The following is a 25702-nucleotide window of genomic DNA, read 5'->3' on the forward strand; positions in this document are numbered from 1 at the left end:
CGGGACCGCCCTGCGCTGGATGCGTTCGTCCGGACCCCGCCCCACCGAGCGTCGATGGTTTCGTCATCGCAAGGCGATGGCGGGTCTCACGTCACCTTCTGGACTGCCGACGAACTGCCGGTCAGCTGGTCGGACTCAACCGAGCGGCTGGCCGCAGTCAGGTCTGGTTGAGCCGCTTCGACGAGGCGCTTCCAGGGATCGACGTCCGATGCGTTTCGTCGCTCCCAGCAGCGTCGCCCGGTTCGAGCGGTGATGGACAAGAGAACGAGGTCGTCATGAATTCCGCGGCGGTTGCCGGCATCGCACTGATCGCACTGGGCCTGGTACTCACGCCCGGGCCGAACATGATCTACCTGGTGTCGCGTTCGATCACCCAGGGCCGCCGCGCGGGACTGGTCTCCCTCCTCGGTGTGGGAGCCGGTTTCCTGGTCTATCTGGGTGCCGCGACCGCGGGACTGACCACCGTCTTCATCGCCGTCCCGGCCGCGTACACCGCTCTCAAGTTCGCCGGTGCCGCGTATCTGCTGTACCTGGCCTGGCAAGCGATCCGCCCGGGCGGGGTGAATGCGTTCGCGCCGCGGCAGCTGGCACCCGACCGACCACGACGCCTCTTCGCGATGGGGCTGGTCACCAATCTCCTCAACCCCAAGATCGCGGTGCTCTACGTGTCACTGCTGCCGCAATTCATCGAGCCCGAACGTGGTTCGGTCGCTCTGCAGAGCCTCGCTCTGGGCGCCACGCAGATCGGCGTGGCACTGACCGTCAACGCGCTCATCGTCGTCTCCGCCGGAACGCTGGCTGCCTTCCTGGCCGCCCGCCCCGCCTGGCTACGCATCCAGCGGTACCTCATGGGCGGCGTCCTCGGTGCACTGGCGATTCATCTCATGGCCGAGCGCCGGCCGGCGACGGTGGGCTGAGTGCATGGACTGCGGAAGGGAGGTTGCTGGCGGCGTCCGCGAGCGGCAGGCCTCGGTGAGCCGGGCAGCCACAGCCGTGCCGGCCGGCCCGCCCTGGAGGAGCGCGCTGAGCGCTCGACGTTGCCCGCGCAGGGTGTATGTGTGCCGGAAAGGATGGTGGCGTCTTCAGGGGATCTGCCGGCACCGATCGAGTTGGGGCAGCTCCTGGGCAGACCGGGACGATCAGCTGCGCGGCAGCACTCCGCCTTCGACCCCATGCCCATGGTGCCCCGCCGGCCATGCGCTCCGTGTTGACCGCTGACCTCCGGACCCGACCGGTGCTCCTCGCACGGTGGAGGCGCGAGTGCGCCTTCTCGTCTCCCCGACGCCCGGCGGCGGCGCGGCCCGGCCGTCTCCCACGTCAACGCGCATCGGCCGCGGGGCCGTACCGACTGCGCACTGCGGACAAACGATGACGTCGTCTCCTCACGGAGACCCATACGGACACGGGATCCGGGGGACGGTCCCGGGGCCACACCGGCCGACCGACCCGGGTGCGGACCTGCCCGACGCGAGCGCCCCCTCCGTCGAGTGGTGGCTCACCGAGCGCGGCGCCGATCACGCCGGCATGGGCAGCTTCTCGAATGAATCCAGCTATCCATGGCCGTCGTGGGAGAGAGCGGTCGTAGCTCCCCCTGCGCGTCACGGTCGAGGCGGACCTACCTCGCGCCCTGGCCAGGACCGCGGTCGGGGCAAGCCACGCCACCCGAGCAGGCCACCCGGTGGAGCGCCGGTTCCCCCGGGACGGGACCCCGCCGACGACCCCTGACGCGAAGCATCTCCCCGCCCGGCGGGAGGTTTCCAGCACGTGCAGACGCAGGTGCGGGGGCGACTGGCCGGCGATCGACCCGGCCGGTGCGCCCCGCCAGCAGAAGTCCGACGGCAGCCATGGCAGCCAGCGCAGTGGCAGCCAGCGGCAGAGTCGCGACCGAGGAGGCCGCCACCAGCGCACTTCCCAGGGCCGCACCGGCGGCGATCCCGAGATTGAAGGTGATGGGAAGGACAGCGCCGGCAGTGTCCCGGTGCTGGACGTCTGCGGCACGCATGATCGCGGTCTGCACCGCCGGCCCGACGGCCCCGACGGCAGTCCCCCAGACGATCATGATGGCCACGTCGGCGGCCGGATGGTTCCCGAGCTTCGCGGTGAACGCCAGCGATGCGGCGAGGAGTGCGGCCACCGCGACGAGAGTTCCGTCGGGGAACCTCTCACCCATCCGGGCGACCAGCGCAACACCCCCGGCGCCGGCCAGGCCGAACATCAGCAGGAGTGCCGCGGTGGACACCTCGCTCCCCCGGGCGGCCAGGGTGGCCGTCACGAAGGTGAAGGCTACGAAGTGTGCGGCGAGCACCAGACCACCCAGCCCGCCGAGCGCGAAGACTGGCCACAGCGGCCGCCCCGACCCCGCGCCGGCATGGTCCGCCCGGTCCCGGGTCGAGCGAGGAGCAGCGGGTAGCAGCATGGCGACCGCAGCCATGACGAGGAGGGTCAGCACGAAGAGTGCGAGGAAGGCGGCCCGCCAACCCCACCAGTCGGCCGCGGCGTTGCCCGCCGGGACCGCGAGGATCGTTCCGGCAGTCGCGCCGGCGAGGACGATGGCCGTCGCGCGGGCCAGGCGGGTCGCCGGCACAAGGTCGGCCGACTGTGCGTTGACCGTCGCCCAGAGCAGCCCGGTCGCCGCTGCGCCGACCACGCGAGCCGCGGCGGCCATGTGGAAGGCCGTGCTCAGCGCCGTCATGAGATGGGCCAGGCTGACGACCCCGAGCGCCGCGACGATCACCCGCCGGCGGTCGAACCGGACGGCCAGGCGGGCGAGAGGCAAGGTCGTGACGACGACGACCGCCGCCCAGAGGGATACCAGCAGCCCGACCTGTGAGACCGGCACGTCCAACGCGGTCGCCATGTGCGGCAGAACGGCGGTGGGCAGCATCTCGCCAGTGACGACGACGAAAGTCGTGGCAGAGAGCGTCAGCAGCGCTCCCCAGGGCATCCGTGGGCTCGGCTGAGTCACAGCCGGGACGATAGACTTTGACATCAATGTCAATGTCAAGGACCGGGGACATGAAGATCGGTGAGCTCTCGCGGCGGACGGGCGTTGCCCCGCGACTGTTGCGCTACTACGAGCAACAGGGGATCGTCCAGGCGGCCCGGTCCGATAACGGGTATCGCAACTACACCGAAGAGGACGTAGCTCGCGTCCAGCGGGTGGCCTTGCTGGTGCGGTCGGGCGTCCCCACCCGCCTCGTTCGGGCCATCCTCGACCTCGAAGGCCCGGAAGCAGCGGAGCTGGCCGGAACCTGCACGGCAGAGGCAGCCAGAACCCTGGCAGCGGAGCTCCAGGAGCTCGACGCGCGCATCGGCTGCCTGCAGCGCAGCCGGGAGACGATCCGCGGCTTCCTCGCTAGAGCCGGACACGGTGCGGTGCTGCCGCCATCGCTAGCCGGGGATGAAGCCGACCGGCAGGACGGGTCCAGGGGCGACGCACTGGGATCTGCCGTGTGACCGCTACCGACCGCTGGGCAGGAGAGAGCCCTGCTCACGATGGCCCGGACGTGGCGGGGTCGGCCTTCCGGTCGTTGAGGAGCAGGGCGAGGCACAGGCCGTGGGACAACGCGAGGAATGCCTCGATCGCATGGCGGGCGTCTGTGTCCGGGCCAGTTCGGCGACCCTGTCGCGCCAGCGCCGCGCAACGGGTCGCAGGGCGGGTCGGCGTGCGGCGAGGGTCGACAGTTGCCGCTCAGCGAGGGCCCGCTCACGTCCGGGGCCGACGGATTCGGCGATGATCGACCCCGTGGGAACGGCGACGTGCCCACGGGTCGGCCGCCGGCCGCCGGCCGCCGACGACGACGTGTCGAGGCTCCCCGCCGACTCTCGCGTCGTGGCAGGTGCCCAGCGGTTCTCGTCCATGCGCAACTGTCGGTTGCGCGTCCCCCGTCGTCGGAGGGCGGCCCTGCGGACGCCAGCGCGCGGATCAGCTCCTCCCCCACGTCCGTGAGGGGGTGGACGACCTCGGGAGGCACGTCGGGGAAGACCTCCCGGTGGACGACGCCGTCCCGCTCCAGGGGGCCGGCCCCGCGCAGCCACGAGGGCGGCGTCCCTAGACCGTCGGGTCGCCTTCCGGCACCTCGGTCGCGATGACCTCGGCCACCTCCGCGTCGTCGCCGGACAGCCCCTCGGCCTCCTCGTGCCTGTCGTGGAATGCCAGCCACTGCATACCGAGAGCCTCGCGCTGCTCCTCGTCCACGGCCTCTTTGAAGGGAGGGAAGAAGTCCGTCTCCTCCTCGGCCATGTGGTCGGCGTTGACCTGTCGCGCGTTCCGCACCGCCTCCCACCAACCGTCGCTGCCGACCTCGTGCTCCCCGACTGCGGCCGCGGCGTGCCGGATCTCGTTGTGGTCGTGCACGCCCTCCGCCGTCTCCTGCTCGCCGTCCGCCTCCTGCGCGAGCAGCGGGTAGAACAGCTGCTCCTCGGCCACGGCGTGCACCTCGAGCTTGGCGTGCAGCGCCTCCCAGGCGGCGGCGAGCTCCTCGGCGGGCAGGTCGTCGAGCGCGGTGAACTCCCGCCGGAAGACCTCGTGCTCGGCCAGGACGAGGGCAGTGATCTCGAAGTCGGACATGGCGGACCTCTTACCCGCATCAAGGGCATGCACGCTGTGCGCGCCACCGCGGCGTGCAGGCCTGCCGGGCGGGACGGAACCGATCTTGCTCCCCGTGCCGTCCTCCGGTCATGGACACCGTTCCCGCCCGGATCCAGCCGCAGCACCGACCGGCCGCATCGCACATCGACGCTGGTCGGCCGGAGAGGCGATTTGCGGTCCCCCTCGTGCGGCGCTTCCTCGCTCCTGCCTCGCTGGCCCTCGCGCTCCTCGTCGGCTGCACGGGCCCGTCCGGCGGGGAGGCGCAGAGCGCCGCGGACGGCGCCGGCGGGGAGGTCGTTCCCGTACCGGCGGCCCCGGGCACCGGCGAGAGCGCGCCGGACCAGGACGACCGGCAGGTGGTCACGACCGCCACCGCCGCGCTGGCCGTCGACGACCCGGCCGAGGGTGCCCAGCAGATCAGCGAGCTGGCCGAATCCGCCGGCGGCCGCGTCGAGGAGCGCAGCGTGCAGGCCACCTCCGGCGAGGACGGCGTCGACGGGGTCGTCGCCGATCTCGTCCTCCGGGTGCCGGCCGCGGAACTGACCGGGCTGCTGGCCGACCTGGAGGACCTCGGGGACGTGGCCAGCGTGTCGGTGTCCCGATCCGACGTGACCGCCACCGTGGTCGACCTGGACGCCCGCATCTCGGCGCTGCAGACGTCGGTGGCGCGACTGCTGGCCCTGATGGACGACGCGGCCACCACCGAGGCCCTCCTGGAGGCTGAGCAGGCGCTCTCCGAGCGGCAGCAGGAGCTGGAGGCGCTGCAGTCCCGGCGGGCGGCGCTGGCCGACCAGGTGGAGCTGTCGACGCTCCGCGTCCACCTGGAGCCCTACGGCGTGGCGCCGGCCGGCGGGCCGGACGGCTTCCTCGACGGGCTGGGCACCGGATGGCGGTCGCTGGTCGCGGCCCTGGGCGGAACCGTCGTCGTGCTCGGCGTCCTGCTGCCCTGGCTGGCCGTCACGGCGGTGGTGGCCGGCGGCATCCTGGTAGCGATCCGGCGCGTGCGGCGGCGGGCCGCGACCCCGGCACCGGCAGGACCCGCGTCCGAGGCGCCGGCACCGGCGGCCCCGCCGCAGGAGTGAGCGGTCGGCGCCGCCGTCACTGCGGCGCGGCCGAGGCCTCCGCCTCCGGGGCGGCACCGGCGGGGGCGGGCACGGTCACCTCGTCGACGAAGCAGTAGCCCCAGCTCTCCCCCGGTTCGGCCGAGGCGATCAGCGGGTGGTCGTCGGCGGTGGCGTGCGCGCGGGCGTGGCGGCGCGGCGAGGAGTCGCAGCAGCCCACGTAGCCGCAGCTCAGGCAGGTGCGCAGGTGCACCCACTCGGTGCCCTCCTGCAGGCAGCCGACGCAGCCGGACGCCTGGGGCAGCACCGGCACCGACGCCGCACCGTGCCCGCAGCCGCTGCCCTCCGGCCACGCGTACCGGACCACCCGGCCGGTGTCGACGACGGTCCGCCCGCGGCTCGGGTGCTCGACCGGGTGCCCCAGCTCGGTGAGCACCGAGCGCAGCAGCGCCTGACCCGAGAGCCGGTCCCGGTCGAGGATGTGGTCGGCGCCGGCGTCGGCCAGCTCGGCGACGTCGACCGCACCCAGCGGGCGCGTCATGATCGGCGCGGTGGTGGCCGCGCGGGCCGCAGCGACCACCCGCACCGCCTGCTCGGGGTCGTCCTCGGCGACGACGGCGAGGCGCGCCGCGGGGACCCCGGCCACCCGCAGCACCTCCCCCTTCGTCGGGTCGCCGCGCACCACGGTGTGCCCGGCGGCCTCCGCCTCGGCCGCCCCGTCGGGGTTGAGCGTCGTCATCACCACGCCCACCTCCCGGTCGCGCAGCGTGGCCGCGAGCTCCAGCGCCGTGGGGCCCCACCCGATGATCGCCACGTGGTCCCGCGGGCCGTCGCCGTCGGGCGCCGCCTCCTCCGCTGAGGCGGGCGCGGCGCCGCGCGAGCGGTCCAGCCGCGCCGCCGCCGCGGCCAGCTGCGGGGTGACCAGCATGAGCAGCACCGTCGCGGCGACGGCGACCTGCGCGCCGTCGTCGGCCAGCCCGAGCGGCGCCAGCCCTGCAGCCGTGCCCACGGTGAGCAGCACGAAGGAGAACTCCCCGACCTGCGCCAGCAGCAGCCCGGTCGCGCCCGCGGTGCGCAGCCGGATGCCGACGGCGGTGGCGGCGACGGTGGTGGTCAGCGTCTTCAGCACCAGCGCCCCCGCGGCCACCCCCAGCACGAGGGACAGGTTGGCGAGCATGAAGCGCAGGTCGAGCAGCATGCCCACCGAGACGAAGAAGACCGCGCTGAACACGATCTGCAGCGGCAGCACCTCGGCGAGGGCCTGCGTGCTGGCCCGGCTCTCGCTGACCACCAGACCGGCGAGGAACGCCCCTAGCGACACGCTCACCCCGGCCAGCGCGGTCAGGTAGGCGGTGCCGAAGCAGATGGCGACGATCGCGAGCAGGAACACCTCCGGCGAGCAGGTGCGGGCCACCACGTCCAGCAGCGCGGGCATCACCCGGCGGGCCAGCACCAGTACCGCGACGATGACCCCGACCGCGGTGAGCACCGCCCACACCAGCGAGCCGCCCGCGGAGCCGCCGCCGTCCGCGGTCGGGCCGAGCAGCGGCACGACCAGCACCATGGCCACGACCGCGAGGTCCTGGGCGATGAGCACCGCCAGCGCCAGGCGGCCGCGGACGGCGGAGCTCTCCCGCCGCTCCCCCAGCAGCTTGAGCACGATGGCCGTGGACGACAGTGCCAGCAGGAACCCGGTGAACAGTCCGTCGCGCCATCCGCCGCCCAGCGCCAGGGTCAAGCCCAGCCCGGCTCCGGTGGCGAGCACCAGCTGCAGCCCGCCGGCGACGGCGATCCACGTCCAGACCCGGGCCAGGCGCTCCAGCGAGAACTCGATCCCGATGGTGAACAGCAGCAGGATGACGCCGATGTCCGCGGCGGCCTCCACGGCCTCGCTGCTGTCCACCACGCCCAGCTGGGCCGGGCCGATCAGCACGCCCGCCACCAGGAACCCGACGATCGGGACGACGCGGGCCCGGGCCGACAGGTACCCGATCACCGCGGCGGCGACCACCAGCGCCGCGGTCGGACCCAGGTAGCCCGGCACCTCGCCGGCCGCGATGACGAGGTCTGTCTCGGGCGCCATGCCCGACATCATGCGCGCCGCCGCGGCATCTTCCCAGGCCGGCCGGTCGGCGGGAATCCGTGGTCGGCGGCGGCGTTGCACAGCGGCGGACAGCAGGCAGCCGGCGGAGGGAGTCGCCCGTGACGTCACCTGCCGCGGCGGCGACCGGCCTGCGCATGGGCACGGCCCAGGGGCGCTGGGTCCTGCTCGCGACCGTCCTCGGCTCGGGCGTGGCGATGCTGGACGCCACGGTCGTCAACGTGGCCCTCGAGCGGATCGGCGCCGACCTGGGCGCGGACTTCGCCGGGCTGCAGTGGACGGTCAACGCCTACACGCTCACCCTCGCCGCGCTGATCCTGCTGGGCGGATCGCTCAGCGACCGGTACGGGCGGCGCCGAATCTTCGTCGTCGGCGTCTGCTGGTTCGCCCTCGCCTCGCTGCTGTGCGGCCTGGCCCCGGACGTCGGCACGCTCGTCGCCGCCCGCGCCCTGCAAGGAGTCGGCGGGGCTTTGCTGACGCCGGGCAGCCTGGCGATCATCTCGGCGTCGTTCTCGGGGCCCGACCGCGCCGCCGCCGTCGGCGCCTGGTCGGGGTTCTCCGGGATCGCCGCGGCGGTCGGGCCGTTCGTCGGCGGCTGGCTGGTCGAGTGGAGCTGGCGGGCCGTCTTCCTCGTCAACCTGCCGGTGACGGCCGTGGTCATCGCCGTCGTCGTGCGGCACGTCCCCGAGTCCCGCGACTCGGCAGCCGCCCCGCGGCTGGACTGGGGCGGGACGGCGCTGGTCGTCACGGGGCTCGGCGCCCTGACCTACGCCCTCACCGCCGCCGGGGACGCGGGGGCGAGCGCGGGCACCTGGCTGTGGGCCGCGGTCGGGGCCCTCGCCCTGGCGGCGTTCGTCGGGGTCGAGCGCCGTTCACGGCACCCGCTGGTCCCCCCGGCGCTCTTCGCCGACCGGCAGTTCACGGCCGCCAACGCCGTGACCTTCTTCGTCTACGCGGCGCTCGGTGCGCTGTTCGTGCTGCTCGTCCTGCAGCTGCAGGTGGTCTCCGGGTTCAGCCCGCTGCTGGCCGGCACCGCGCTCCTGCCGGTCACCGTCCTGATGCTGCTGTTCTCCGCCCGTGCCGGGGCGCTGGCCCAGCGGATCGGGCCGCGCGCCCTGCTCACCGGCGGACCGGCCGTGGCGGCGGCCGGAGTCCTGCTGATGCTCCGGATCGGTGAGGACGCCTCCTACCTGCGCGACGTGCTCCCGGCCGTGGCGCTCTTCGGCGCGGGCCTCACGCTGCTGGTGGCCCCGCTGACCGCCACCGTGCTCGCCTCCGCCGCCGACCGCCACGCCGGCGTGGCGTCGGGGGTCAACAACGCGGTGGCCCGCGCCGCCGGCCTGCTCGCCGTCGCGGTCGTCCCCGTCGCCGCCGGGCTCGGCGGCGCCGACTACGCCGATCCGCTCGTGTTCGCCGACGGCTTCCGCACCGCGATGCTCATCCTGGCCGGGCTGCTGGCCGCCGGCGCGCTCGTCGCGGCCGCGTACGTCCGGCGACCGCTGAGCGCTCCAGGGGCGGTCGGTGCACCGGAGGGGGCCGACCCGCCGGCACCGACCGGAGGCGCCGCCCCGTCCTGATTCCCTCGGCCAGCCGCCGCCGAGCATCCGCCCGCACCGCCGCGCGGACGACTCTGTCCCGAACCACCGGCCGGGGTGTAGCCAGGAGTCATGGACGACGCAGCCGACCGGCTCGTGCTGGGGCGCGCGGCCGTCGATCGCCGCTCCTGGGAGGAGGCCTGCACCCTGCTGCTCGCCGTGGACGCGCAGGGCGGGCTCCAGGACGCGGAGGATCTCCAGCGGCTGGCGCTCAGCGCCCAGCTGACCCGCCGCGACCAGGTCGCCGAAGCCGCGTGGGAGCGGGCGTACCAGGCGTTCGCCGACCGCGGCGACGTGCTGCCTGCGGCCCGGTGCGCGTTCTGGCTCGGCCTGGTGCTGATCTCGGCCCGCGGCGCGGAGGCGCGCGGCAGCGGCTGGCTCGCCCGGGCCCACCGGGTGGTCGAGGAGGGCGCGCCACGTGACTGCGCCGAGCGGGGCTACCTGCTGCTCCCCGAGGGGCTGCGCGAGCTGGACCACGGGCATCCGGCGGCGGCGCACCGGGTGTTCGCACGGGCCACCTCGATCGGCCGGCGGTTCGGGGACGTCGATCTGGCGGCGCTCGGTTGCCTCGGGCAGGGCCAGGCGCTGATCCGGGACGGCGACGCTGCCCGCGGGCTGGCACAGCTCGACGAGGCGATGGTGGCAGTCCAGGCCGGACGCGTCTCGCCGGTCGCAGCCGGGGTCGTCTACTGCGCCGTGATCCTGGCCTGCCAGCAGCTCCTCGACCTGCGGCGGGCCCAGCAGTGGACGGCCGCGCTGGACGGGTGGTGCGAGGCGCAGGGAGGTCTCGTCCCCTTCCGGGGGCAGTGCCTCGTGCACCGGTCGGAGCTGGCCCAGTGGCGGGGCGACTGGGCCAAGGCCGTCGTGGAGGCCCACCGGGCCTGCCGCTGGCTGTCGGACCCACCGGACCCCGCGGCCGGGATGGCGCACTACCAGCGCGCCGAACTGCACCGGTTGCGCGGCGACCACGCCGCCGCCGAGGCCGACTTCCTGCAGGCGGTGGCCCTGGGCTCCGACCCGCACCCGGGGCTGGCGCTGCTGCGGCTGGCCCAGGGACGCACGCGGACGGCGGTGGCCGCCATCCGCTGCGCCGTCGACCGGGGGCCCCCCGGCCCTCGGGGCGTCGTCGACGAGGTGCGCGCGCCGCGGCCGCGGGCGGAGCTGCTGGCTGCCGCCGTCGAGATCATGCTGGCGGCGGGGGACGTCGAGGCGGCGCGGACCGCCTGCGTCGAGCTGGACGGCATCGCGGACGCCGTCGGCACGAGCGTCCTCCTGGCGACCGCCGCGCGCGCCCGGGGAGCGGTGTCGCTCGCCGAGGGCGGGTACCGGCCGGCGCTGGACGACCTGTCGGACGCCCTGTCGACCTGGACAATGCTCCCCGCCCCCTACGAGGCCGCCCGGACCCGCATCCTGATCGCCCGGGCCCTGCGGGCGCTCGGTGACGAGGACACGGCCGCCGTGGAGGTGGCCGCGGCGCTGCGCGTCTTCGCGGCGGTCGGCGCCACGCCCGACCTCGGGCGCCCGGAACCCGCTCCGCCGGACGCGGCGGCAGGGCTGACACCCCGCGAGCTCGACGTGATCCGCCTCGTGGCAGCAGGGCGCACCAACCGGGAGATCGCCGAACAGCTGGTCATCAGCGACAAGACCGTGGCCCGGCACCTGCACAACGTCTTCACCAAGCTGGCACTCCCCAACCGGTCCGCGGCGACGGCGTACGCGTACGAGCACGACCTGGTGTAGGCGCCTGCACCGAACGGTGCAGGCGCGCACCCCCGCCCAGTTGCACCATCTGGTCGATGCCGGGCCGGTGCCGCCGTTCCTAGCGTGAGCAGACGCCACCGCAGCTGCCGCAAGGAGGAGTCCGTGACCCACCTCGGAGAACACGCCGTCGTGCTCGGTGCCGGCATGGCCGGGCTGGTGCACGCAGTGCCGCTGGCCCGGCGCTTCGACCGCGTCACGCTGGTCGACCGGGACGTGCTGCCCGAAGGTCCCGCGGACCGCCGCGGGGTACCCCAGGGGCAGCACATCCACCTGCTCGTCCCGGGCGGGCTGACCCGGCTGGAGCAACTGCTGCCCGGGATCGTCGACGACCTCGCCGCCGGCGGAGCCCACGTCATCCCGGCGCCGGAGTGGCGCTTCCACATGGGCGGCGGCCAGCTGGACCTGACCGGGTCGGAGCTCTGCATCACCGGAGCGACCCGGCCGCTGATCGAGGGCGTCGTCCGCGACCGCGTCCGGGCGCTCGACGGGGTCGAGGTGCTCGACGGCTGGGCCGCCCGCGGCCTGCGGACGACCGCGGACCGGACGCGTGTCACGGGAGTGCGGCTGCGGTCGGAGGCGGACACCGGGGAGGAGCGGACGCTGGACGCCGACCTGGTGGTCGACACCACGGGCCGCGGCTCGCGGTCGCCGCACTGGCTCGCCGAGCTGGGCTACGAGCTCCCCGCCGAGGAGCGGCTGAAGGTCGACGTGCACTACACCACGCGGCTGTTCCGCCGGGACCCCGCCGACCTGGGCGGTGGCCGCAACGTACTGATCGACGTCCCCCCAGGCGGTCGCAGGGGCGCGGCAGCGCTCGCCGTCGAGGAGGGCCGGTGGCTGGTCACCCTCATCGGGATGCTCGGGGAGCGTCCCCCGGCGGACCTGGCCGGCTTCACCGACTACGCGGCCAGCCTGTGGAGCTCCGACCTGCACGACGTCGTCGCCGGCGCCGAGCCGGTGGGGGACGCCGTGCGAACGGCCTTCCCCGCCTTCTCCCGGCGGCGGTACGACCGGCTGCGCCGCCTGCCCGAGCGCTACCTCGTCGCCGGCGACGCGGTCTGCTCCTTCGACCCCCGGTTCGGACAGGGCATGACCGTGGCGATCATCGAGGCCCTGGAACTGGCGCGCGTCCTGGACGCGCACGGCCTGGACCACGTCGGCCTCCGGACGCTGTCGGCCGCGCGGTGGGCGGTTCAGGACGCGTGGGACCTCGCCACCGGCTCCGACCTGGCGCACCCGGACGTCGACGGACCACGGCCGGTGTCCTGGCGGCTCACCACCGCCTACCTGCAGCGTCTGCTCCCGGCGGCTCATCACGATCCGCAGGTGGCCGAGGCGTTCATCCGGGTCGTCGGGATGCTTTCTCGACCGCAGGCGCTCACGCACCCGCGGCTGCTCGGGCGGGTCCTGCTCGACTCTCGGCGCACCCGGCGGGGAACTGACCGGCGGCGCCGGCGCAGGATGCCCGCTCCGGTCGATGCCTGACGTCCTCCGCTCCGGACAGTGGTGCTGCCGGCGCCTGACCGTCTCGGCGGCGGCCAACCCGTTGCCGGGAGGGCCGTGACCGGTGCTTCACGCGGCCTCCCCCGCAGCGCGCCCCGGAGGATCAGCGCGGCCGGCGCGCGGCCTGCCGCACCGCCCAGCCGCCGGCCGCGTCGGCGGCCCGGCGCCACAGCGGCGCCCGCTGCTGCTCCAGGCGCGCCAGCCGGGCCTCCAGCTCGACGACCCGTGTCGCGTCCGCGCCGACGACCCGGGGGCGCGCGGCCAGCGTGGTCAGCCCCTCGACGAGCCCGGTGACCAGCTGGTTGACGTCCTCCGGCCCTAGCCGGGCCGTCCCGACGCAGGTCTCCCCGCGCCAGAGGCTCAGGTTGACCAGGCCGTTCTCGGTGTGCGTCGAGACCCGGACCGCCCGGCCCTCACCGCGCGCATCCCACGCCCATCGCCCGTTCACGGGTGGCACCGCCGTCATCGCCCCAGGGTGGGCACCGGGCAGGACCGGGTCAAGCGGACGCTGAACGTGTCGGCCCCGGTGCGGCAGCCCCGGCGGCTACAGCTTCGTCGGCAGCCCGAGCGCGGCGAACAGCTCGCAGTCGAGGTTCAGGAAGCTGGAGATGTGGGCGATCCGGCCGTCCTCGATCTCCAGCACGTGCAGGCCCCACGGCACGTGCCCACCGCCCTCGGCCGGGCGGTACTGGGCGACCGCCGGCGTGGCGTTCGCCGAGGTCTCGATCAGCCGGGAGCCCTTGCACCCCGCCCCGGGCCCCAGCATCCAGGTGCCGATGTCGTCGCGCCCGCGCAGCCACATCTCGAACGGCGGCATGTGCTGGGTGGCGTCCTCGTGCAGCAGCTGCACGAACGCGTCGATGTCGTAGCGCTCGAAGGCGTCGAGGTAGCGGGCCAGCAGCGCGCGGTCCTCGTCGTCGAGGGTGCGCGGCGCGGGGCGCCCACCCACGTCGGCGAGCGTCGCCCGGGCGCGCTGCAGCGCGCTGTTCACCGAGGCCACGGTGGTGTCGAGCAGCTCGGCCACCTCGTCGGCCTTCCAGCGCAGCACCTCGCGCAGGATCAGCACCGCCCGCTGCCTGGGCGGCAGGTGCTGCAGGGCGGCGACGAAGGCCAGCCGCACCGACTCGCGGGCCACGGCCTGCTCGGCCGGGTCGCCGTCCTCGGGGAGCACCTGGCGGTCGAGCACCGGCTCGATCCACGCCGACGCCGGCTTGCGGCCGGCCAGCGACGCCGGGACCGGCGGATAGGGCGACCCCGCGAGGTCCATCGGCAGGGCGCGGCGCGACCGGCCGTTGAGCGCGTCGAGGCAGACGTTCGTCGCGATCCGGTACAGCCACGAGCGGACCGCCGAGCGGCCCTCGAAGTCTCCGAGCCCGCGCCAGGCGCGGACCATCGTCTCCTGCACCGCGTCCTCGGCGTCGAACACCGAGCCGAGCATCCGGTAGCAGTAACCGGTGAGCTCACGGCGGTGCTCGAGCAGCCTGGGGTCGAGCTGGTCGGCGGGGCCGATGACGGCACTGGTCACAGGAGGTCACTCCTCGCGGGGTCGATGTGTGCGTCAGCACACCACAGGCCCCCGACAGAACGGGAGCCCCGGCGCGACGAGCGCTCCGGGGCTCCCGCCCGCTCCCACCCGGGTCGGGCGGGTCGGTGTCAGGGCGTCACGGGATCAGCGGCTCACCGTCGCGGACGAGCTGCCAGTTCTCGACGAAGAACTCCGCCGGGTCGATCACGCCCTCCTGCTGGGCGCGCTCGATGAGCAGCTGCCGGATCTCCAGCTGCTCGTTGTAGACCACCGGCGCGGTGCTGATCGCGGGGAAGTTGCCGCCCCCGCTGCGGCGGTAGTTGTTGACCGCCACGACGAACCGGTCGTCGTCGCCCACCGGCGCCCCTTCGTAGGAGAGCCCGACGATGCGGGAGCCGGCCGGCTGGGACACGTCGATGTCGTAGTCGACGCCGGAGAGGACGTCGTAGTTGTAGTCGGGGATCCCGTTCGGGAAGCCGTCCACGACCGCGTTGGTGATCGTCTCCGGGTCGACGTCCCCGGTGGCCGGCACCTGCTGGAAGTACCGGGCGGAGAACTTCAGGTACTCCTTCAACTGGGCCCCGGTGAGCTCCACGGCCTCGAGGGTGTTGTCGTAGATGTAGAGCCCGGCGATGTCGCGGACGGTGACGTCACCGGCCGGGAACACGGCCTCCCGGCTGAACGGCGCCGCGATCGACAGCACCGGAAGGTCGGCCCGGTCGGTGCCCTCCAGGGCGGCGGCCACGGTGTCGGTCTGCACGTCCTGGATGAAGTCCAGGATCGCGGTGTCCTCGTACCGGCTGGTCGCCGCGGAGAGCTCTTCCGCCGAGGTGGCCACCACCTGGTTGACGTACTCCACCGTCTTCTGGTGCGCCTCCGCCGTGGCGGCCAGCACCTCGGCCGACTCCTCGACCCCCGCGGTGCTCAGCGCCTGTGCGGACGTGCCGACGACGTCCCACTTCCCGCGGACCTGCTGCAGCTCGATGTCGACCTGCGAGACGGTGGCGCCCCAGCGGTAGGGCTGGGTGAGCAGCACGTCCTCGCCGGTGACCTCGTTCGTCACGACCTGGGAGGGGGCGTTCTGGTGCGTGTGGCCGACCACCATGGCGTCGATGCCCGGCACGGTCCGGGCGATGACGTCCGAGGGGTTCTCGGTCGGCACCTCGGGGCCGTAGGACGACGTCCCACCGACCCCGGCGTGCGACAGGACGACGACGACGTCGGCCTTCCGGTCGACGACCGGGACCCAGCGCTGCGCCGCCTCCACCATGTCCTGGAACGCCACGCGACCCTCGACGTTGTTCTTGTCCCAGATCGCCGAGCCGGGGGTGGTCAGGCCGATGATGCCGACCTTGACCGGCTTGTGGCCGGGCACGCGCATCTGCTTGATCGTGTACGGCGGCAGGTAGGGCTGCCGCGACGGCTCGTGCAGCACGTTGGCCCCGAGCACCGGGTGGTCGACGTCGCGGACGTAGCGCCGCAGCAGGTCCAGGCCGTAGTTGAACTCGTGGTTGCCGACGACCTGGGCGTCGTAGCCGATCACGTCGAAGGCGGCCGCCATCGGGTGCTCGACGCGGGTCCGGGTGACCGGCTCCTGCTTGGCGTAGTAGTAGGTCAGCGGCGTGCCCTGCAGGAAGTCGCCGTTGTCGACCACGAAGACGCTGTCCTCGCCGCGCTCGGCGCGCACCGAGTCGACGACCGTGGCCACCTTCGCCAGCCCGGTCTCGAAGCCGGCCCGCTCCGAGTAGGGCCGGTCGGCGAAGTAGTCCCAGTTCTGCACGCGCCCGTGCAGGTCGGTGGTGGCCAGCATGGTCAGCGTCAGGTCGTCCGCCGTGCCGGGCGCCGCCGCGGCGGGGCTCATGGTCGCCATGGTCAGCGCCGCCGCGGCAGCCGCCACGGACAGCGTGGTCCGCCGTCTCATCCGGTCGTTCCTCTCCATCGGTGGTCCCCGTGACCGTGCGCAGGGGATCCGGGAGGGGACGCTAAGGACCGGTGCTGACAGCCGAGCGAACGGTCTGCGGCCTACTGGTAACTGATCAGCTGCGGATCGGGCTCCACCTGCTCGATCGTCTGCTCCGGCGTGAGCATCGGGATGTCCTCGTCGTAGAAGTTCTTCCAGCCCCACCACAGGCCCTCGGGGGCGTCCCGCCGCAGCGTCGCCCACGTGCTCTGCTTGGCGCCCTGCCCGCCCTGGCCGTCGGCGTGCACCATCACGGCCAGCTCGTCGCGGCTGAGGTCCACCCGCTCACGGCCCGGGATCATGTCGAGCCGGAACTGGTGCAGCACCAGCAGCTTCTGCGGCAGCTGGTTGTCGCGGGTGAGGTCGGCCAGCCAGTGCACCACCCGGTTGACCTCCTCGACGTCCACCGACCCGATCTGCCGCAGGTGCACCTCGTTCGGGCCCAGCCGCCACTCCGGGTCCAGGGCCAGGCCGACGTGCGGCTCCTCCAGCAGCGACCGGTAGAGCTCGGCCTGGGTCACGAAGTCGGTACGCCCCGGCTGCAGGTCGAGGACGACGTACAGCCCGGCCTCACCGGCCGCGTCCACCCACGGCCGCAGGAACTCCGGATCGGCCTCCGCGGAGTAGTCGCCGTCGGGCCCGGCCGAGGCCGAGGCGATGGTCGCGATGATCTCGAAGGCCGGCACCACCGTCTCCTCGACCAGCGGCTCGTAGGGCGCCGCGTGCGCCCGCGCCCGCTCGACGGCGGCGTCGACCGGCTGCTCGCCCATGAGACCGAGCGCCGCGGTGCCGGGGTGCCCGTAGAGGGCCACGAGGAGCTTGCCGGGGAAGAGCGTCTGGCCGCCGCCGGGGAGCTCCACCCCGGTGGCGGCGGTCTCCACCTTCCAGTCCAGGCCGTCCTCGGCGGCGAACCCCGCGCCGAGGGCGACGACCGCCTCGGGCTGCGCCTCGCCGAGGGCGCCTACGACGTCGGCCGAGGCCCGGGGGTCGGTGCTGCCCCCGGTCAGCAGCACCTGGGCACCGGCCGCGCGGGCCGTCGCGATGCCGGCCACCGAACCGGGCTCGCCCGAGGCGAGCACGACCGTGTCCTCGAGCGGTTCGGGGCGGGCCGTCTCGGGGAGCTCCGCGTCGGAGCCCTCCTCACCGGTCTCCTCCGCGGTCTGCCCCGCCGACCCGCCGCTGCCGCCCTCCGGCTGCAGCGCGGCGGGTTGCTCGGGGTCCAGCCCCGCCACGGCCGCGGCCTCGCCGTCGGCCGGGACGGGATCGCCCTCGGCGAGGTCGACGCCGGTCGCGGCGGCGACCGCCTCGGCGTCCGCCTGGACCGTCACCACTTCCGGCCCCGCACCCTCCGGCAGGGCGACGTCCCCGACGGCCAGCACGGTGCCCGTGCCCAGCCGCTCCAGCTCGCCGGTCACCGGCTCCGGCGCCTCGGCGCCGCCGGTGACCAGCAGCGGGACACCCAGCGCTACCGCGGCCGACGCGCCCAGCAGCAGGCCCGCCGAGTCGTCCTCGTCCGCGAGCACCGCGACGTCGGAGGAGTCGAACAGCGCGCGGCTCGCGCTCACCGCCGTCCCCACCGGATCGGCGTCCGCGACGACCGTCAGCCGTTCGTCGGGTGCCGAGGTGACGGCCTCGGCAACCTGGGCCTCCTCGGCCTCCTCGTCGCCGGACGAGGTGCAGCCGGCCAGCAGGACCGCGCTGAGTGCGAGCGGAACGGCGCGAGAGCGCACGAGGAGCCTCCGTCGGTCGGGGCGCCGGCGACCGGGACGCACGTCGACGCCGGCGTGACGCCCCGACCCTAGTGGGGGACCCACCTCGGCCGCGGCGCTGGACACCGCGGCGGCGGGCGGAGGAGCATCTCGCGCCGAGATGACCGCAGCACCGCAGTCGGGACGGCCCGACCACGAACCGGCCAGCCAGCGGGATGGGGCCGGGCACCTCGTCGCAGCAGGCTCGACGGCATGACCGCAGACACCCTCGTGCTCCCGCCCGCGAGCGACCGGCTCCCGGTGACGCGCCGCCCCGGCCGTGTGCGGCAGCTGGGCATCGACACCGGGTACTCGCTGGCCGGTTTCCCGGTCGGCGTGGCTGCGTTCGTCGTCGTGATCACCGGCCTGGCACTCGGCGCCGGACTGCTCGTCGTCTGGGTCGGGGTGGCGGTGCTGGCCGGCACGCTGCTGGCCGCCCGCGGTTTCGCCACCGTCGAGCGGGCGTGGCTGCCCGCGGTGCTCGGCCGGCCGGTGCAGCGGCCCGCCTACCGCCGCGCCGAGGGTCGCCCGGTCCGGCGGATGATCACGCCGCTGCGCGATCCGCAGACCTGGCTGGACGCGCTGCACGCGCTGGTCCGTCTGCCCGTCGCGACCCTGTCGTTCGTCATCACGGTGACGTTCTGGGCGATCACCCTCGGCGGCCTGACCTACGCGGCCTGGGACTGGGCCCTGCCGGACGCCACCCTCGACCCCGACAACCACGACCTGCTCGAGACCCTCGGCTTCGAGACCAGCCCGCTGCGCCGGATCGCCCTCTACACCACGATCGGGCTGGTCTTCGGCCTCCTGCTCCCGTTCGCCGTGCGCGGCAGCGCGCTGCTGCAGGCTCTCCTCGGAAAGGCGATGCTGACCTCCCGCGCGGCGGCACAGGCCGAGATCGACCGGCTCGCCGGCGGCCGGGACGCGGCTGTCGCCGCCGAGGCGGTGGCGCTGCGCCGACTGGAGCGCGACATCCACGACGGCCCGCAGCAGCGACTGGTGCGGCTGGGCATGGACCTCGCCCGCGCCCAGCGGCAGCTCGACCGGGACCCGGGCGCCGCCCGCGAGACGCTCGGCGAAGCCGCCGGGCTGGCGCGGGAGACGCTGGAGGAGCTGCGCGCACTCTCCCGCGGGATCGCCCCGCCGGTGCTCGCCGACCGAGGGTTGGCCGCTGCGCTGACCGCCCTCGCCGCCCGCTCCCCCGTGCCCGTCGACCTCGCCGTCGACCTGCCGAGCGAGCGGCTGGCCCCGGTCACCGAGAACACCGCCTACTTCGTCGTCAGCGAGGCGCTGGCCAACGTGGCCAAGCACAGCAGCGCGACCACCTGCCGGGTCGAGGTGAGCTGCACCGGCGACCGGCTGCGCGTGGTGGTCGAGGACGACGGCACCGGCGGCGCGGTGGCGGCACCGGGGCACGGTCTGGCCGGGCTGGCCGACCGGCTGCAGGCCGTCGACGGCGTGCTCGTCGTCGACAGCCCCCGGGGTGGGCCGACCCGGCTGACCGGGGACCTGCCGTGCGGGTAGTGCTCGCCGAGGACTCGGTGCTGCTGCGCGAGGGCCTGGTCCGGCTGCTGGAGGAGGCGGACGCCGAGGTGGTGGCCGCGGTCGCCGACGGGCCGTCCCTGGTCCGCGCGGTCGGCGAGCACCGGCCCGACGTCGCCGTCGTCGACGTACGGATGCCGCCGACGCACACCGACGAGGGCCTCCGCGCCGCCGTCGAGGCCAGGTCCGCGGTGCCGGGCACCGCCGTCCTGGTGCTGTCCCAGTACGTGGAGGTGGCCTACGCCGACGAGCTGCTGGCCGACGGCGCCGGCGGCGTGGGCTACCTGCTCAAGGACCGGGTGGCCGACGTCGACACGTTCCTGACCGCGCTCGAGGACGTGCGGGGCGGGGGCACGGTGCTCGACCCGCAGGTGGTCGCCCAGCTGTTCGCCCGCCGCCGGGCCGACGACCCGGTCCGCCGGCTCACCCCGCGGGAGCGCGAGGTGCTCGGGCTGATCGCCGAGGGGCACTCGAACACCGCGATCGCCCGGGCGCTCGTGGTCACCCCGGGGGCGGTGGAGAAGCACACCCAGCACATCTTCGCCAAGCTCGGGCTCACCCAGGACGAGGACCAGCACCGACGTGTGCTCGCCACCCTGGCCTACCTGCGCGCCTGAGCCGAACTCGCTGGCGGCCTGTCGGAGCCGCCCGGTAGACACAGCGCTGTGAGCGACCTCGACGCCCGGTTCCGTCCGGTGACCCCCGACGAGTGGCCGGTCTTCAGCCGGGCCATGCACGACGTCTTCGCCGACGAGGCGCCGGCCGACTTCGCCGAGCGGCCGTCGTCGGTGGCGGAGCTGGACCGGTCGCTGGCCCTGTGGGATGGCGACCGCGTCGTCGCCACCGCCGGCATCTACAGCCGGACCCTCGCCGTCCCCGGCGCGCTGGTGCCCTGCGCCGGCGTCACCTGGGTGACCGTCGCCCCGACCCACCGCCGGCGCGGCCTGCTCACCGCGATCATGCGCCGCCAGCTCACCGAGCTGCACGAGCAGCAGCGCGAGCCGGTGGCCGCGCTGTGGGCGGCCGAGTACCCGATCTACGGCCGGTTCGGCTACGCGCCCGCGACGGTGGAGGCGCGGTTCTCCGGTCGCACCGAGCGCCTGCGGCTGCGCCCGGACGTCGACCTCGGCACCGGTCGGGTGGAGCAGGTGCCGGTCGAGCAGTACCGCCCCGCCGCCGTGGACGTGCACCGGGCGGTGCACCGCTGGGTGCCCGGGAACATGGTGCGCGACGACCGCTGGTGGGACCGGCAGCTGCGCGACGACCCGTCCCGGCGGCACGGGGCCACCGAGCGCCGCTACCTGCTGCACCGCGAGGCCGACGGCACGGTCACCGGGTACGCCGCCTACCGGGTGAAGGGCGCCTGGAGCGACACCGGCGAGCCCGACGGCACCCTGACCGTCGAGGAGGTGCGGGCGACCGGCACCCCGGCCTACGCCGCGCTGTGGCAGGTGCTGTTGTCGGTCGACCTGGTCCGCACGGTGAAGTACCCGGCGGCCTCGCCCGACGACCCGCTGCGCTGGCTGGTCACCGATGCCCGGGCGCTGCACAGCACGCCGGTCGACGGCCTGTGGGTGCGGCTGGTCGACGTCGACCGGGCGCTGGCGGCCCGCCGCTACCCCGCCCCCATCGACCTCGTGCTGGAGGTGCGGGACGCGTTCTGCCCGTGGAACGAGGGGCGCTGGCGGCTCTCCGGGCACCCGGCCGGTGGCTACTGCGGCCGTACCGATCGCGACCCCGACATCGTGCTGGGCATCGAGGAGCTCTCGGCCGCCTACCTGGGCGGCGTCTCGCTCGCGTCCCTGCAGGGCGCCGGCCGGGTGACCGAGATCAGCCCGGGCGCGGTCACGCTCGCGTCCACGGCGTTCGGCTGGCCGGTCACGCCGTGGTGCCCCGACGGCTTCTGAGCTGACCGTCCTCCCCGCGCGGGCGGGGAGGACGGTCGGGCCTCGTCCCGGGACCCGCCGCGAGCGTGCGAGCGGTGGGGAGGACGGTCGGGCCTCGTCCCGGGACCCGCCGCGAGCGTGCGAGCGGTGGGGAGGACGAGGTCCTTCTTCAGTCGGTGCCGGACTCCATCGCGGCCCGGTCCAGCAGCTCGTCGTGCGCCGACACCTTGCCGCGGGAGGCGATCGCCTCGGCGCCGCCCTCCTGGGAGGCGTCGATCAGCCCGGTCGCCGCGGCCTGCGCCGCACCGACGGCCACCGGGGTCGGCCCGCCCCCGACCATGCCGATCCGCGCGTACTGCTCCAGCCGGGCGCGCGAGTCGGCGATGTCCAGGTTCCGCATGGTGAGCTGGCCGATCCGGTCCACCGGGCCGAACGCGGAGTCCGACGTGCGCTCCATCGACAGCTTGTCCGGGTGGTAGCTGAAGGACGGGCCGGCGGTGTCGAGGATCGAGTAGTCCTCCCCGCGCCGCAGCCGCAGCCGGACCTCGCCGGTGACCGCCATGCCGACCCACCGCTGCAGCGACTCCCGGAGCATGAGCGCCTGGGGGTCCAGCCAGCGGCCCTCGTACATCAGCCGGCCCAGGCGGCGGCCCTCGGAGTGGTAGGTGGCGAGGGTGTCCTCGTTGTGGATGGCGTTGACCAGCCGCTCGTAGGCGATGTGCAGCAGCGCCATGCCCGGCGCCTCGTAGATGCCGCGGCTCTTCGCCTCGATGATCCGGTTCTCGATCTGGTCGGACATGCCGAGGCCGTGCCGGCCGCCGATCGCGTTGGCCTCGTTCACCAGGTCGACGGCGGAGTCGAACTCCCGCCCGTTGATCGTGACCGGCCGGCCCTGCTCGAAGCCGACCGTGACCGTCTCCGGCGCGATCTCGACGGCCGGGTCCCAGAACCGCACGCCCATGATCGGCTCGACGGTCTCGATGCCGGTGTCCAGGTGCTCCAGCGTCTTGGCCTCGTGGGTGGCGCCCCAGATGTTGGCGTCGGTGGAGTAGGCCTTCTCTGCGCTGTCGCGGTAGGGCAGGCCGTGGGCGACCAGCCACTCCGACATCTCCTTGCGGCCACCGAGCTCGGCGACGAAGTCGGCGTCCAGCCACGGCTTGTAGATCCGCAGCCCTGGATTGGCCAGCAGGCCGTAGCGGTAGAACCGCTCGATGTCGTTGCCCTTGTAGGTCGAGCCGTCGCCCCAGATCTGGACGTCGTCCTCGAGCATCGCCCGCACGAGCAGGGTGCCGGTGACCGCGCGGCCCAGCGGGGTGGTGTTGAAGTAGCTGCGCCCACCGGAGCGGATGTGGAAGGCACCGCAGGTGAGCGCGGCCAGGCCCTCCTCGACCAGCGCGGCGCGGCAGTCGACCAGCCGGGCGAGCTCGGCGCCGTAGGCCGTCGCGCGGCCCGGGACCGAGGCGATGTCCGGCTCGTCGTACTGCCCGATGTCGGCGGTGTAGGTGCAGGGGACGGCGCCCTTGTCGCGCATCCACGCGACCGCTACGGAGGTGTCGAGACCACCGGAGAAGGCGATGCCGACGCGTTCGCCGACGGGCAGGGAGGTGAGCACCTTGGACACGAGGGCAAGTATGCACGACGCTGCATAGTCATGCAGAGCCGCCCTCGCGAGACGGGATCAGCCGGGCGGCGTCGCCGTTCCGGCCGGCCGCGTCACGGGTGCTGGGTGCGCGTGGGCAGCCCGCCCGCGGGACGGTGCCGGTCTCGCTCGTAGTCGCTGATCAGCCCGATCCGGCGCACGTGCCGCTCGTCGCCGCTGAACTCCGTCCCGAGGAACTCCAGCACCAGCGCCGTGGCCTCGTCGTCGCTGTGCTGGCGGGCGCCGATGGAGACGACGTTGGCGTTGTTGTGCTGGCGGGCCAGCTGGGCGGTCGCGGTGTTCCACACCAGAGCGGCCCGGACGCCGGGAACCTTGTTCGCCGCGATCTGCTCGCCGTTGCCGGAGCCGCCGATGACCACGCCGAGCGACCCCGGCTCGGCCACCGTCCGCTCCCCCACCTCGAAGCAGAACGGTGGGTAGTCGTCCTGCGCGTCGTACTCGAACGCGCCGCAGTCGACCGGCTCGTGGCCGGCCTCCGCCAGCGCCCGCTTGAGGTGCTCCTTGAACTCCAGGCCCGCGTGGTCGGTGCCGATGAAGACGCGCATGCCGGGGAGTCTGACAGGCTCGCCGGCGTGGCTGTGCTCGGGCTGGACGGCTGGCGCGGCGCCTGGGCCGGGGCGCTGCTGGACGACGGCGTGGTGACCCTGCTGGCCCTCCCCGACGCCCCGGCCGCCCTCGCCCTGCCCGGGGTGGACGTCGTCGCGGTCGACATGCCGATCGGGCTGGCGGAGAACCGGCCACGCGTGTGCGACGTCGCCGCCCGGCGGCTGCTCGGCCGGGCCGGCAGCTCGGTCTTCCCGGCACCGCTGCGGCCGGTGCTGGGCGCCGCCGACTACGCCGACGCCTGCCGGATCTCGGTGGCGGTGTCCGGGAAGGCGCTGTCGAAGCAGGCCTGGCTCCTCGTTCCGTCGATCCGCTCGCTGGACGAGGTCCTCGGCGACCCGCCCGACCCGCGGGTGCACGAGGTCCACCCCGAGCTGGCGTTCCGGGCGCTCGACGACCGGGTGCGCGACCCGAAGGCCACCGCCCGGGGGCTGGCGCAGCGGCTGGCCGCCCTGCGCCCGGTGATGGACGTCGACCGCGCGCTGGCCGAGGCACCGCCGCGACTGCCCGCCGTCGACGCCCTGGACGCCTGCGCCGCGGCCTGGTCGGCCCGGCGGATCGCGGCGGGGAGTGCGGAAACCGTCGGCGGTGACGAGCCCGACGCCCGGGGCCGGCCGATGGAGATCAGCTGGTGAGGCTCACGAGCCGGTGACGCGGCGGACCACCGACAGCGGCAGCACCCGCAGCAGCCGTGCGACCGCCGTCCAGGGCCAGCCCGGCACGTAGGCCGTGACCGGCTCCCGTTCCACCGCTGCGGTCAGCGCGTCGACGCCCTTGTCCAGGCCAACGGTGAGCGGGCCGCGGCGGCCGACGTTGATGTCGGTGGCGATGTAGCCGGGCAGGATCGTGGAGACGACGATCCGCGAGCCGTACACGTCGGAGCGGATGCCCTCGGCGAGCGAGTTGAGCGCCGCCTTGCTGGCCCCGTAGGCGGTGCGGCTGCCCGGCATGCCGCGCACGGAGGCGACCGAGGAGATGAGCACCAGGTGGCCCATGCCCTGGCGGCGGAACAGCTCCATCGCCGCCTCGCACTGCGCATGCGAGCCGAGCACGTTGGTGTGCAGGACGGCGCGGTTCTGCGCCGCCCCGCCGGTGCCCACGGACACGCCCTTGCCGATGCCGGCGTTGACGATCACGCGGTCGAAGCCGCCCAGCCGCTCGGCCAGCTCCGCGAAGACGGTCGGCACCGAGGCGGCGTCGTCGACGTCCATCGCGGCGACCTCGACCCGGATGCCCGGGTGCGCCGCCCGCAGCTCGGCCTGCAGCGCCTCCAGCCGCTCGACGCGGCGGGCGCACAGGGCGAGGTCGCGCCCCATGGCGGCGAACCGGCGGGCCATGCCCTCGCCGAGGCCGGAGCTGGCGCCGGAGATGAAGATGCGCTGGCGGGTGGGGTGCGGCATCCCGACAGCATGCCGCACCCCCACCCGGAACTCATCGGAACGGCCCCCGTCCAGAGGCTCGTCCCGAGCGTGCAAGGACGAGGGGGACGGGGGTCCTTACCGGGTGAGCTTCAGGGCGTCGGCCGGCACGGAGTCCATGTCCGGGCCCGAGGTGCGGGTGCGCTTGAGCTCCCAGAAGTCGGGCAGGTTCGCCAGCAGGACGGCCCCGTCGAAGGCCTTGCCGGCGTCCTCACCGGTCGGCACCTTGCTGATCACCGGCCCGAAGAACGCCACGCCGTCGATGTGCATGACCGGCGTGCCGACGTCGTCGCCGACCGGGTCCATGCCCGCGTGGTGGCTCTTCTCCAGGGCCTCGTCGTACTCGGTGGAGCCGGCGGCTTCGGCCAGCGACGCCGGCAGCCCGACCCGCTCCAGGGCCGGCGCGATGAGCTCGTCGAGCTCGAGCTCCTCGTGGTGCCGCAGGGTCCCCATCGCGGTGTAGAGGTCGCCGAGCACCTCGTCACCGTGCTGCTGCGCCGCGGCCATCGCCACCCGCACCGGACCCCAGGCCTTGGCCATCATCTCCTGGTACTCCTCCGGCAGGTCGCGCCCGCGGTTGAGCACCGCCAGCGACATGACGTGCCAGTGCAGGTCGATGTCGCGCACCTTGGCCGCCTCCAGCACCCAGCGGCTGGTCAGCCAGGCCCACGGGCACAGCGGGTCGAACCAGAAGTCGACGCGGGCCTTCGTGGGGGGGCTCTGCACTGCCTCGGTCATCCTTGCTCCT

The 25702-nt window shown here is 74.3% G+C and carries 22 protein-coding genes and 1 pseudogene; 10 read left to right on the forward strand and 13 right to left on the reverse strand.

Annotated elements, in window-relative coordinates; translation table 11 throughout:
- The first annotated feature begins 275 nt into the window (after nucleotides 1-275).
- A complete protein-coding gene (locus ACI79Q_RS06965) occupies nucleotides 276-917 on the forward strand; it encodes a LysE family translocator (protein WP_456614435.1) in 642 nt (213 codons plus the stop codon).
- 698 nt (nucleotides 918-1615) lie between these two features.
- Here the strand turns inward: ACI79Q_RS06965 and ACI79Q_RS06970 are convergent.
- A complete protein-coding gene (locus tag ACI79Q_RS06970) occupies nucleotides 1616-3004 on the reverse strand; it encodes an MFS transporter (protein ID WP_456614436.1) in 1389 nt (462 codons plus the stop codon).
- A gap of 11 nt (nucleotides 3005-3015) precedes the next feature.
- On the opposite strand from ACI79Q_RS06970, the gene ACI79Q_RS06975 reads away from it, so the two are divergent.
- Nucleotides 3016-3456, forward strand: coding sequence for a MerR family transcriptional regulator (locus ACI79Q_RS06975; protein WP_456599466.1), 441 nt, complete (start codon nucleotides 3016-3018; stop codon nucleotides 3454-3456).
- A 3-nt stretch (nucleotides 3457-3459) separates the two neighbouring features.
- Here the strand turns inward: ACI79Q_RS06975 and ACI79Q_RS06980 are convergent, their stop codons facing one another.
- The 3 genes and pseudogenes from ACI79Q_RS06980 to ACI79Q_RS06990 all read right to left on the reverse strand — a co-directional run bounded on the left by ACI79Q_RS06980 (nucleotide 3460) and on the right by ACI79Q_RS06990 (nucleotide 4570).
- Nucleotides 3460-3861: a hypothetical protein gene (locus ACI79Q_RS06980; RefSeq protein ID WP_456599465.1), complete on the reverse strand. Its 402-nt coding sequence runs from the start codon at nucleotides 3859-3861 to the stop codon at nucleotides 3460-3462.
- Nucleotides 3862-3923: 62 nt separating this feature from the next.
- Nucleotides 3924-4163, reverse strand: a pseudogene (locus tag ACI79Q_RS06985) (winged helix-turn-helix transcriptional regulator); the annotation flags it as partial.
- Nucleotides 4052-4570, reverse strand: coding sequence for a hemerythrin domain-containing protein (locus tag ACI79Q_RS06990; protein WP_456599464.1), 519 nt, complete (start codon nucleotides 4568-4570; stop codon nucleotides 4052-4054). The gene ACI79Q_RS06990 and the pseudogene ACI79Q_RS06985, both read right to left, overlap by 112 nt.
- 206 nt (nucleotides 4571-4776) lie before the next feature.
- On the opposite strand from ACI79Q_RS06990, the gene ACI79Q_RS06995 reads away from it, so the two are divergent.
- Nucleotides 4777-5673, forward strand: a complete 897-nt coding sequence (locus tag ACI79Q_RS06995; RefSeq protein ID WP_456599463.1) for a DUF4349 domain-containing protein — start codon at nucleotides 4777-4779, stop codon at nucleotides 5671-5673.
- Nucleotides 5674-5689: 16 nt separating this feature from the next.
- Here ACI79Q_RS06995 and ACI79Q_RS07000 read toward each other — a convergent pair whose 3' ends face one another.
- A complete protein-coding gene (locus ACI79Q_RS07000) occupies nucleotides 5690-7735 on the reverse strand; it encodes a cation:proton antiporter domain-containing protein (protein ID WP_456614437.1) in 2046 nt (681 codons plus the stop codon).
- A gap of 119 nt (nucleotides 7736-7854) precedes the next feature.
- On the opposite strand from ACI79Q_RS07000, the gene ACI79Q_RS07005 reads away from it, so the two are divergent.
- The 3 genes from ACI79Q_RS07005 to ACI79Q_RS07015 all read left to right on the forward strand — a co-directional run bounded on the left by ACI79Q_RS07005 (nucleotide 7855) and on the right by ACI79Q_RS07015 (nucleotide 12594).
- Nucleotides 7855-9330, forward strand: a complete 1476-nt coding sequence (locus ACI79Q_RS07005; protein WP_456614438.1) for an MFS transporter — start codon at nucleotides 7855-7857, stop codon at nucleotides 9328-9330.
- Nucleotides 9331-9420: 90 nt separating this feature from the next.
- A complete protein-coding gene (locus tag ACI79Q_RS07010; RefSeq protein WP_456614439.1) occupies nucleotides 9421-11088 on the forward strand; it encodes a LuxR C-terminal-related transcriptional regulator in 1668 nt (555 codons plus the stop codon).
- 123 nt (nucleotides 11089-11211) lie between these two features.
- Nucleotides 11212-12594: an FAD-dependent oxidoreductase gene (locus tag ACI79Q_RS07015; protein WP_456614440.1), complete on the forward strand. Its 1383-nt coding sequence runs from the start codon at nucleotides 11212-11214 to the stop codon at nucleotides 12592-12594.
- Between the two features lie 121 nt (nucleotides 12595-12715).
- Here ACI79Q_RS07015 and ACI79Q_RS07020 read toward each other — a convergent pair whose 3' ends face one another.
- From ACI79Q_RS07020 to ACI79Q_RS07035, 4 genes are all read right to left on the reverse strand, one after another.
- Complete coding sequence (locus tag ACI79Q_RS07020) at nucleotides 12716-13060, reverse strand: hypothetical protein (RefSeq protein WP_456614441.1); 345 nt, start codon at nucleotides 13058-13060, stop codon at nucleotides 12716-12718.
- A 96-nt stretch (nucleotides 13061-13156) separates the two neighbouring features.
- A complete protein-coding gene (locus ACI79Q_RS07025; RefSeq protein WP_456614442.1) occupies nucleotides 13157-14137 on the reverse strand; it encodes a sigma-70 family RNA polymerase sigma factor in 981 nt (326 codons plus the stop codon).
- A gap of 136 nt (nucleotides 14138-14273) precedes the next feature.
- Entirely contained in the window at nucleotides 14274-16058 is a 1785-nt protein-coding gene (locus ACI79Q_RS07030; protein ID WP_456614443.1) for a bifunctional metallophosphatase/5'-nucleotidase, read from the reverse strand.
- A 101-nt stretch (nucleotides 16059-16159) separates the two neighbouring features.
- Entirely contained in the window at nucleotides 16160-17827 is a 1668-nt protein-coding gene (locus ACI79Q_RS07035) for a hypothetical protein (RefSeq protein ID WP_456587667.1), read from the reverse strand.
- A 231-nt stretch (nucleotides 17828-18058) separates the two neighbouring features.
- On the opposite strand from ACI79Q_RS07035, the gene ACI79Q_RS07040 reads away from it, so the two are divergent.
- The 3 genes from ACI79Q_RS07040 to ACI79Q_RS07050 are packed head-to-tail and all read left to right on the forward strand — an operon-like array spanning nucleotide 18059 to nucleotide 21294.
- Complete coding sequence (locus tag ACI79Q_RS07040) at nucleotides 18059-19369, forward strand: sensor histidine kinase (RefSeq protein WP_456614444.1); 1311 nt, start codon at nucleotides 18059-18061, stop codon at nucleotides 19367-19369.
- A complete protein-coding gene (locus ACI79Q_RS07045; RefSeq protein ID WP_456587669.1) occupies nucleotides 19360-20004 on the forward strand; it encodes a response regulator in 645 nt (214 codons plus the stop codon). Before ACI79Q_RS07040 ends, ACI79Q_RS07045 begins: the two co-directional genes overlap by 10 nt.
- A 48-nt stretch (nucleotides 20005-20052) precedes the next feature.
- Nucleotides 20053-21294 carry a GNAT family N-acetyltransferase gene (locus ACI79Q_RS07050; protein WP_456614445.1) on the forward strand — a complete coding sequence of 414 codons (1242 nt, stop codon included), beginning with the start codon at nucleotides 20053-20055 and terminating at the stop codon, nucleotides 21292-21294.
- A gap of 148 nt (nucleotides 21295-21442) precedes the next feature.
- On the opposite strand, the gene argG is transcribed toward ACI79Q_RS07050, so the two are convergent.
- Nucleotides 21443-22894, reverse strand: coding sequence for an argininosuccinate synthase (gene argG / locus ACI79Q_RS07055; protein WP_456587671.1), 1452 nt, complete (start codon nucleotides 22892-22894; stop codon nucleotides 21443-21445).
- A gap of 92 nt (nucleotides 22895-22986) precedes the next feature.
- Nucleotides 22987-23478, reverse strand: coding sequence for a ribose-5-phosphate isomerase (locus ACI79Q_RS07060; RefSeq protein ID WP_456587672.1), 492 nt, complete (start codon nucleotides 23476-23478; stop codon nucleotides 22987-22989).
- 27 nt (nucleotides 23479-23505) lie between these two features.
- Between ACI79Q_RS07060 and ACI79Q_RS07065 the strand changes: the two genes are divergently transcribed.
- Nucleotides 23506-24171, forward strand: coding sequence for a DUF429 domain-containing protein (locus tag ACI79Q_RS07065; protein ID WP_456614446.1), 666 nt, complete (start codon nucleotides 23506-23508; stop codon nucleotides 24169-24171).
- 3 nt (nucleotides 24172-24174) lie between these two features.
- Here ACI79Q_RS07065 and ACI79Q_RS07070 read toward each other — a convergent pair whose 3' ends face one another.
- Nucleotides 24175-24936: an SDR family oxidoreductase gene (locus ACI79Q_RS07070; protein ID WP_456587674.1), complete on the reverse strand. Its 762-nt coding sequence runs from the start codon at nucleotides 24934-24936 to the stop codon at nucleotides 24175-24177.
- A 96-nt stretch (nucleotides 24937-25032) separates the two neighbouring features.
- Nucleotides 25033-25692, reverse strand: a complete 660-nt coding sequence (locus ACI79Q_RS07075; RefSeq protein ID WP_456614447.1) for a mycothiol-dependent nitroreductase Rv2466c family protein — start codon at nucleotides 25690-25692, stop codon at nucleotides 25033-25035.
- Nucleotides 25693-25702: the final 10 nt, after the last annotated feature.

The sequence above is a fragment of the Blastococcus sp. SYSU DS0828 genome, from assembly GCF_054050975.1.

Coding starts and splice junctions, on each gene's coding strand:
- ACI79Q_RS06990 (WP_456599464.1), bottom strand. CDS start 4,570: ATGTCCGACTTCGAGATCACTGCCCTCGTCCTGGCCGAGCACGAGGTC.
- ACI79Q_RS07010 (WP_456614439.1), top strand. CDS start 9,421: ATGGACGACGCAGCCGACCGGCTCGTGCTGGGGCGCGCGGCCGTCGAT.
- ACI79Q_RS07030 (WP_456614443.1), bottom strand. CDS start 16,058: ATGAGACGGCGGACCACGCTGTCCGTGGCGGCTGCCGCGGCGGCGCTG.
- ACI79Q_RS07075 (WP_456614447.1), bottom strand. CDS start 25,692: ATGACCGAGGCAGTGCAGAGCCCCCCCACGAAGGCCCGCGTCGACTTC.
- ACI79Q_RS06980 (WP_456599465.1), bottom strand. CDS start 3,861: ATGGACGAGAACCGCTGGGCACCTGCCACGACGCGAGAGTCGGCGGGG.
- ACI79Q_RS07070 (WP_456587674.1), bottom strand. CDS start 24,936: ATGCCGCACCCCACCCGCCAGCGCATCTTCATCTCCGGCGCCAGCTCC.
- ACI79Q_RS07040 (WP_456614444.1), top strand. CDS start 18,059: ATGACCGCAGACACCCTCGTGCTCCCGCCCGCGAGCGACCGGCTCCCG.
- ACI79Q_RS06975 (WP_456599466.1), top strand. CDS start 3,016: ATGAAGATCGGTGAGCTCTCGCGGCGGACGGGCGTTGCCCCGCGACTG.
- ACI79Q_RS07000 (WP_456614437.1), bottom strand. CDS start 7,735: ATGGCGCCCGAGACAGACCTCGTCATCGCGGCCGGCGAGGTGCCGGGC.
- ACI79Q_RS06965 (WP_456614435.1), top strand. CDS start 276: ATGAATTCCGCGGCGGTTGCCGGCATCGCACTGATCGCACTGGGCCTG.
- ACI79Q_RS07060 (WP_456587672.1), bottom strand. CDS start 23,478: ATGCGCGTCTTCATCGGCACCGACCACGCGGGCCTGGAGTTCAAGGAG.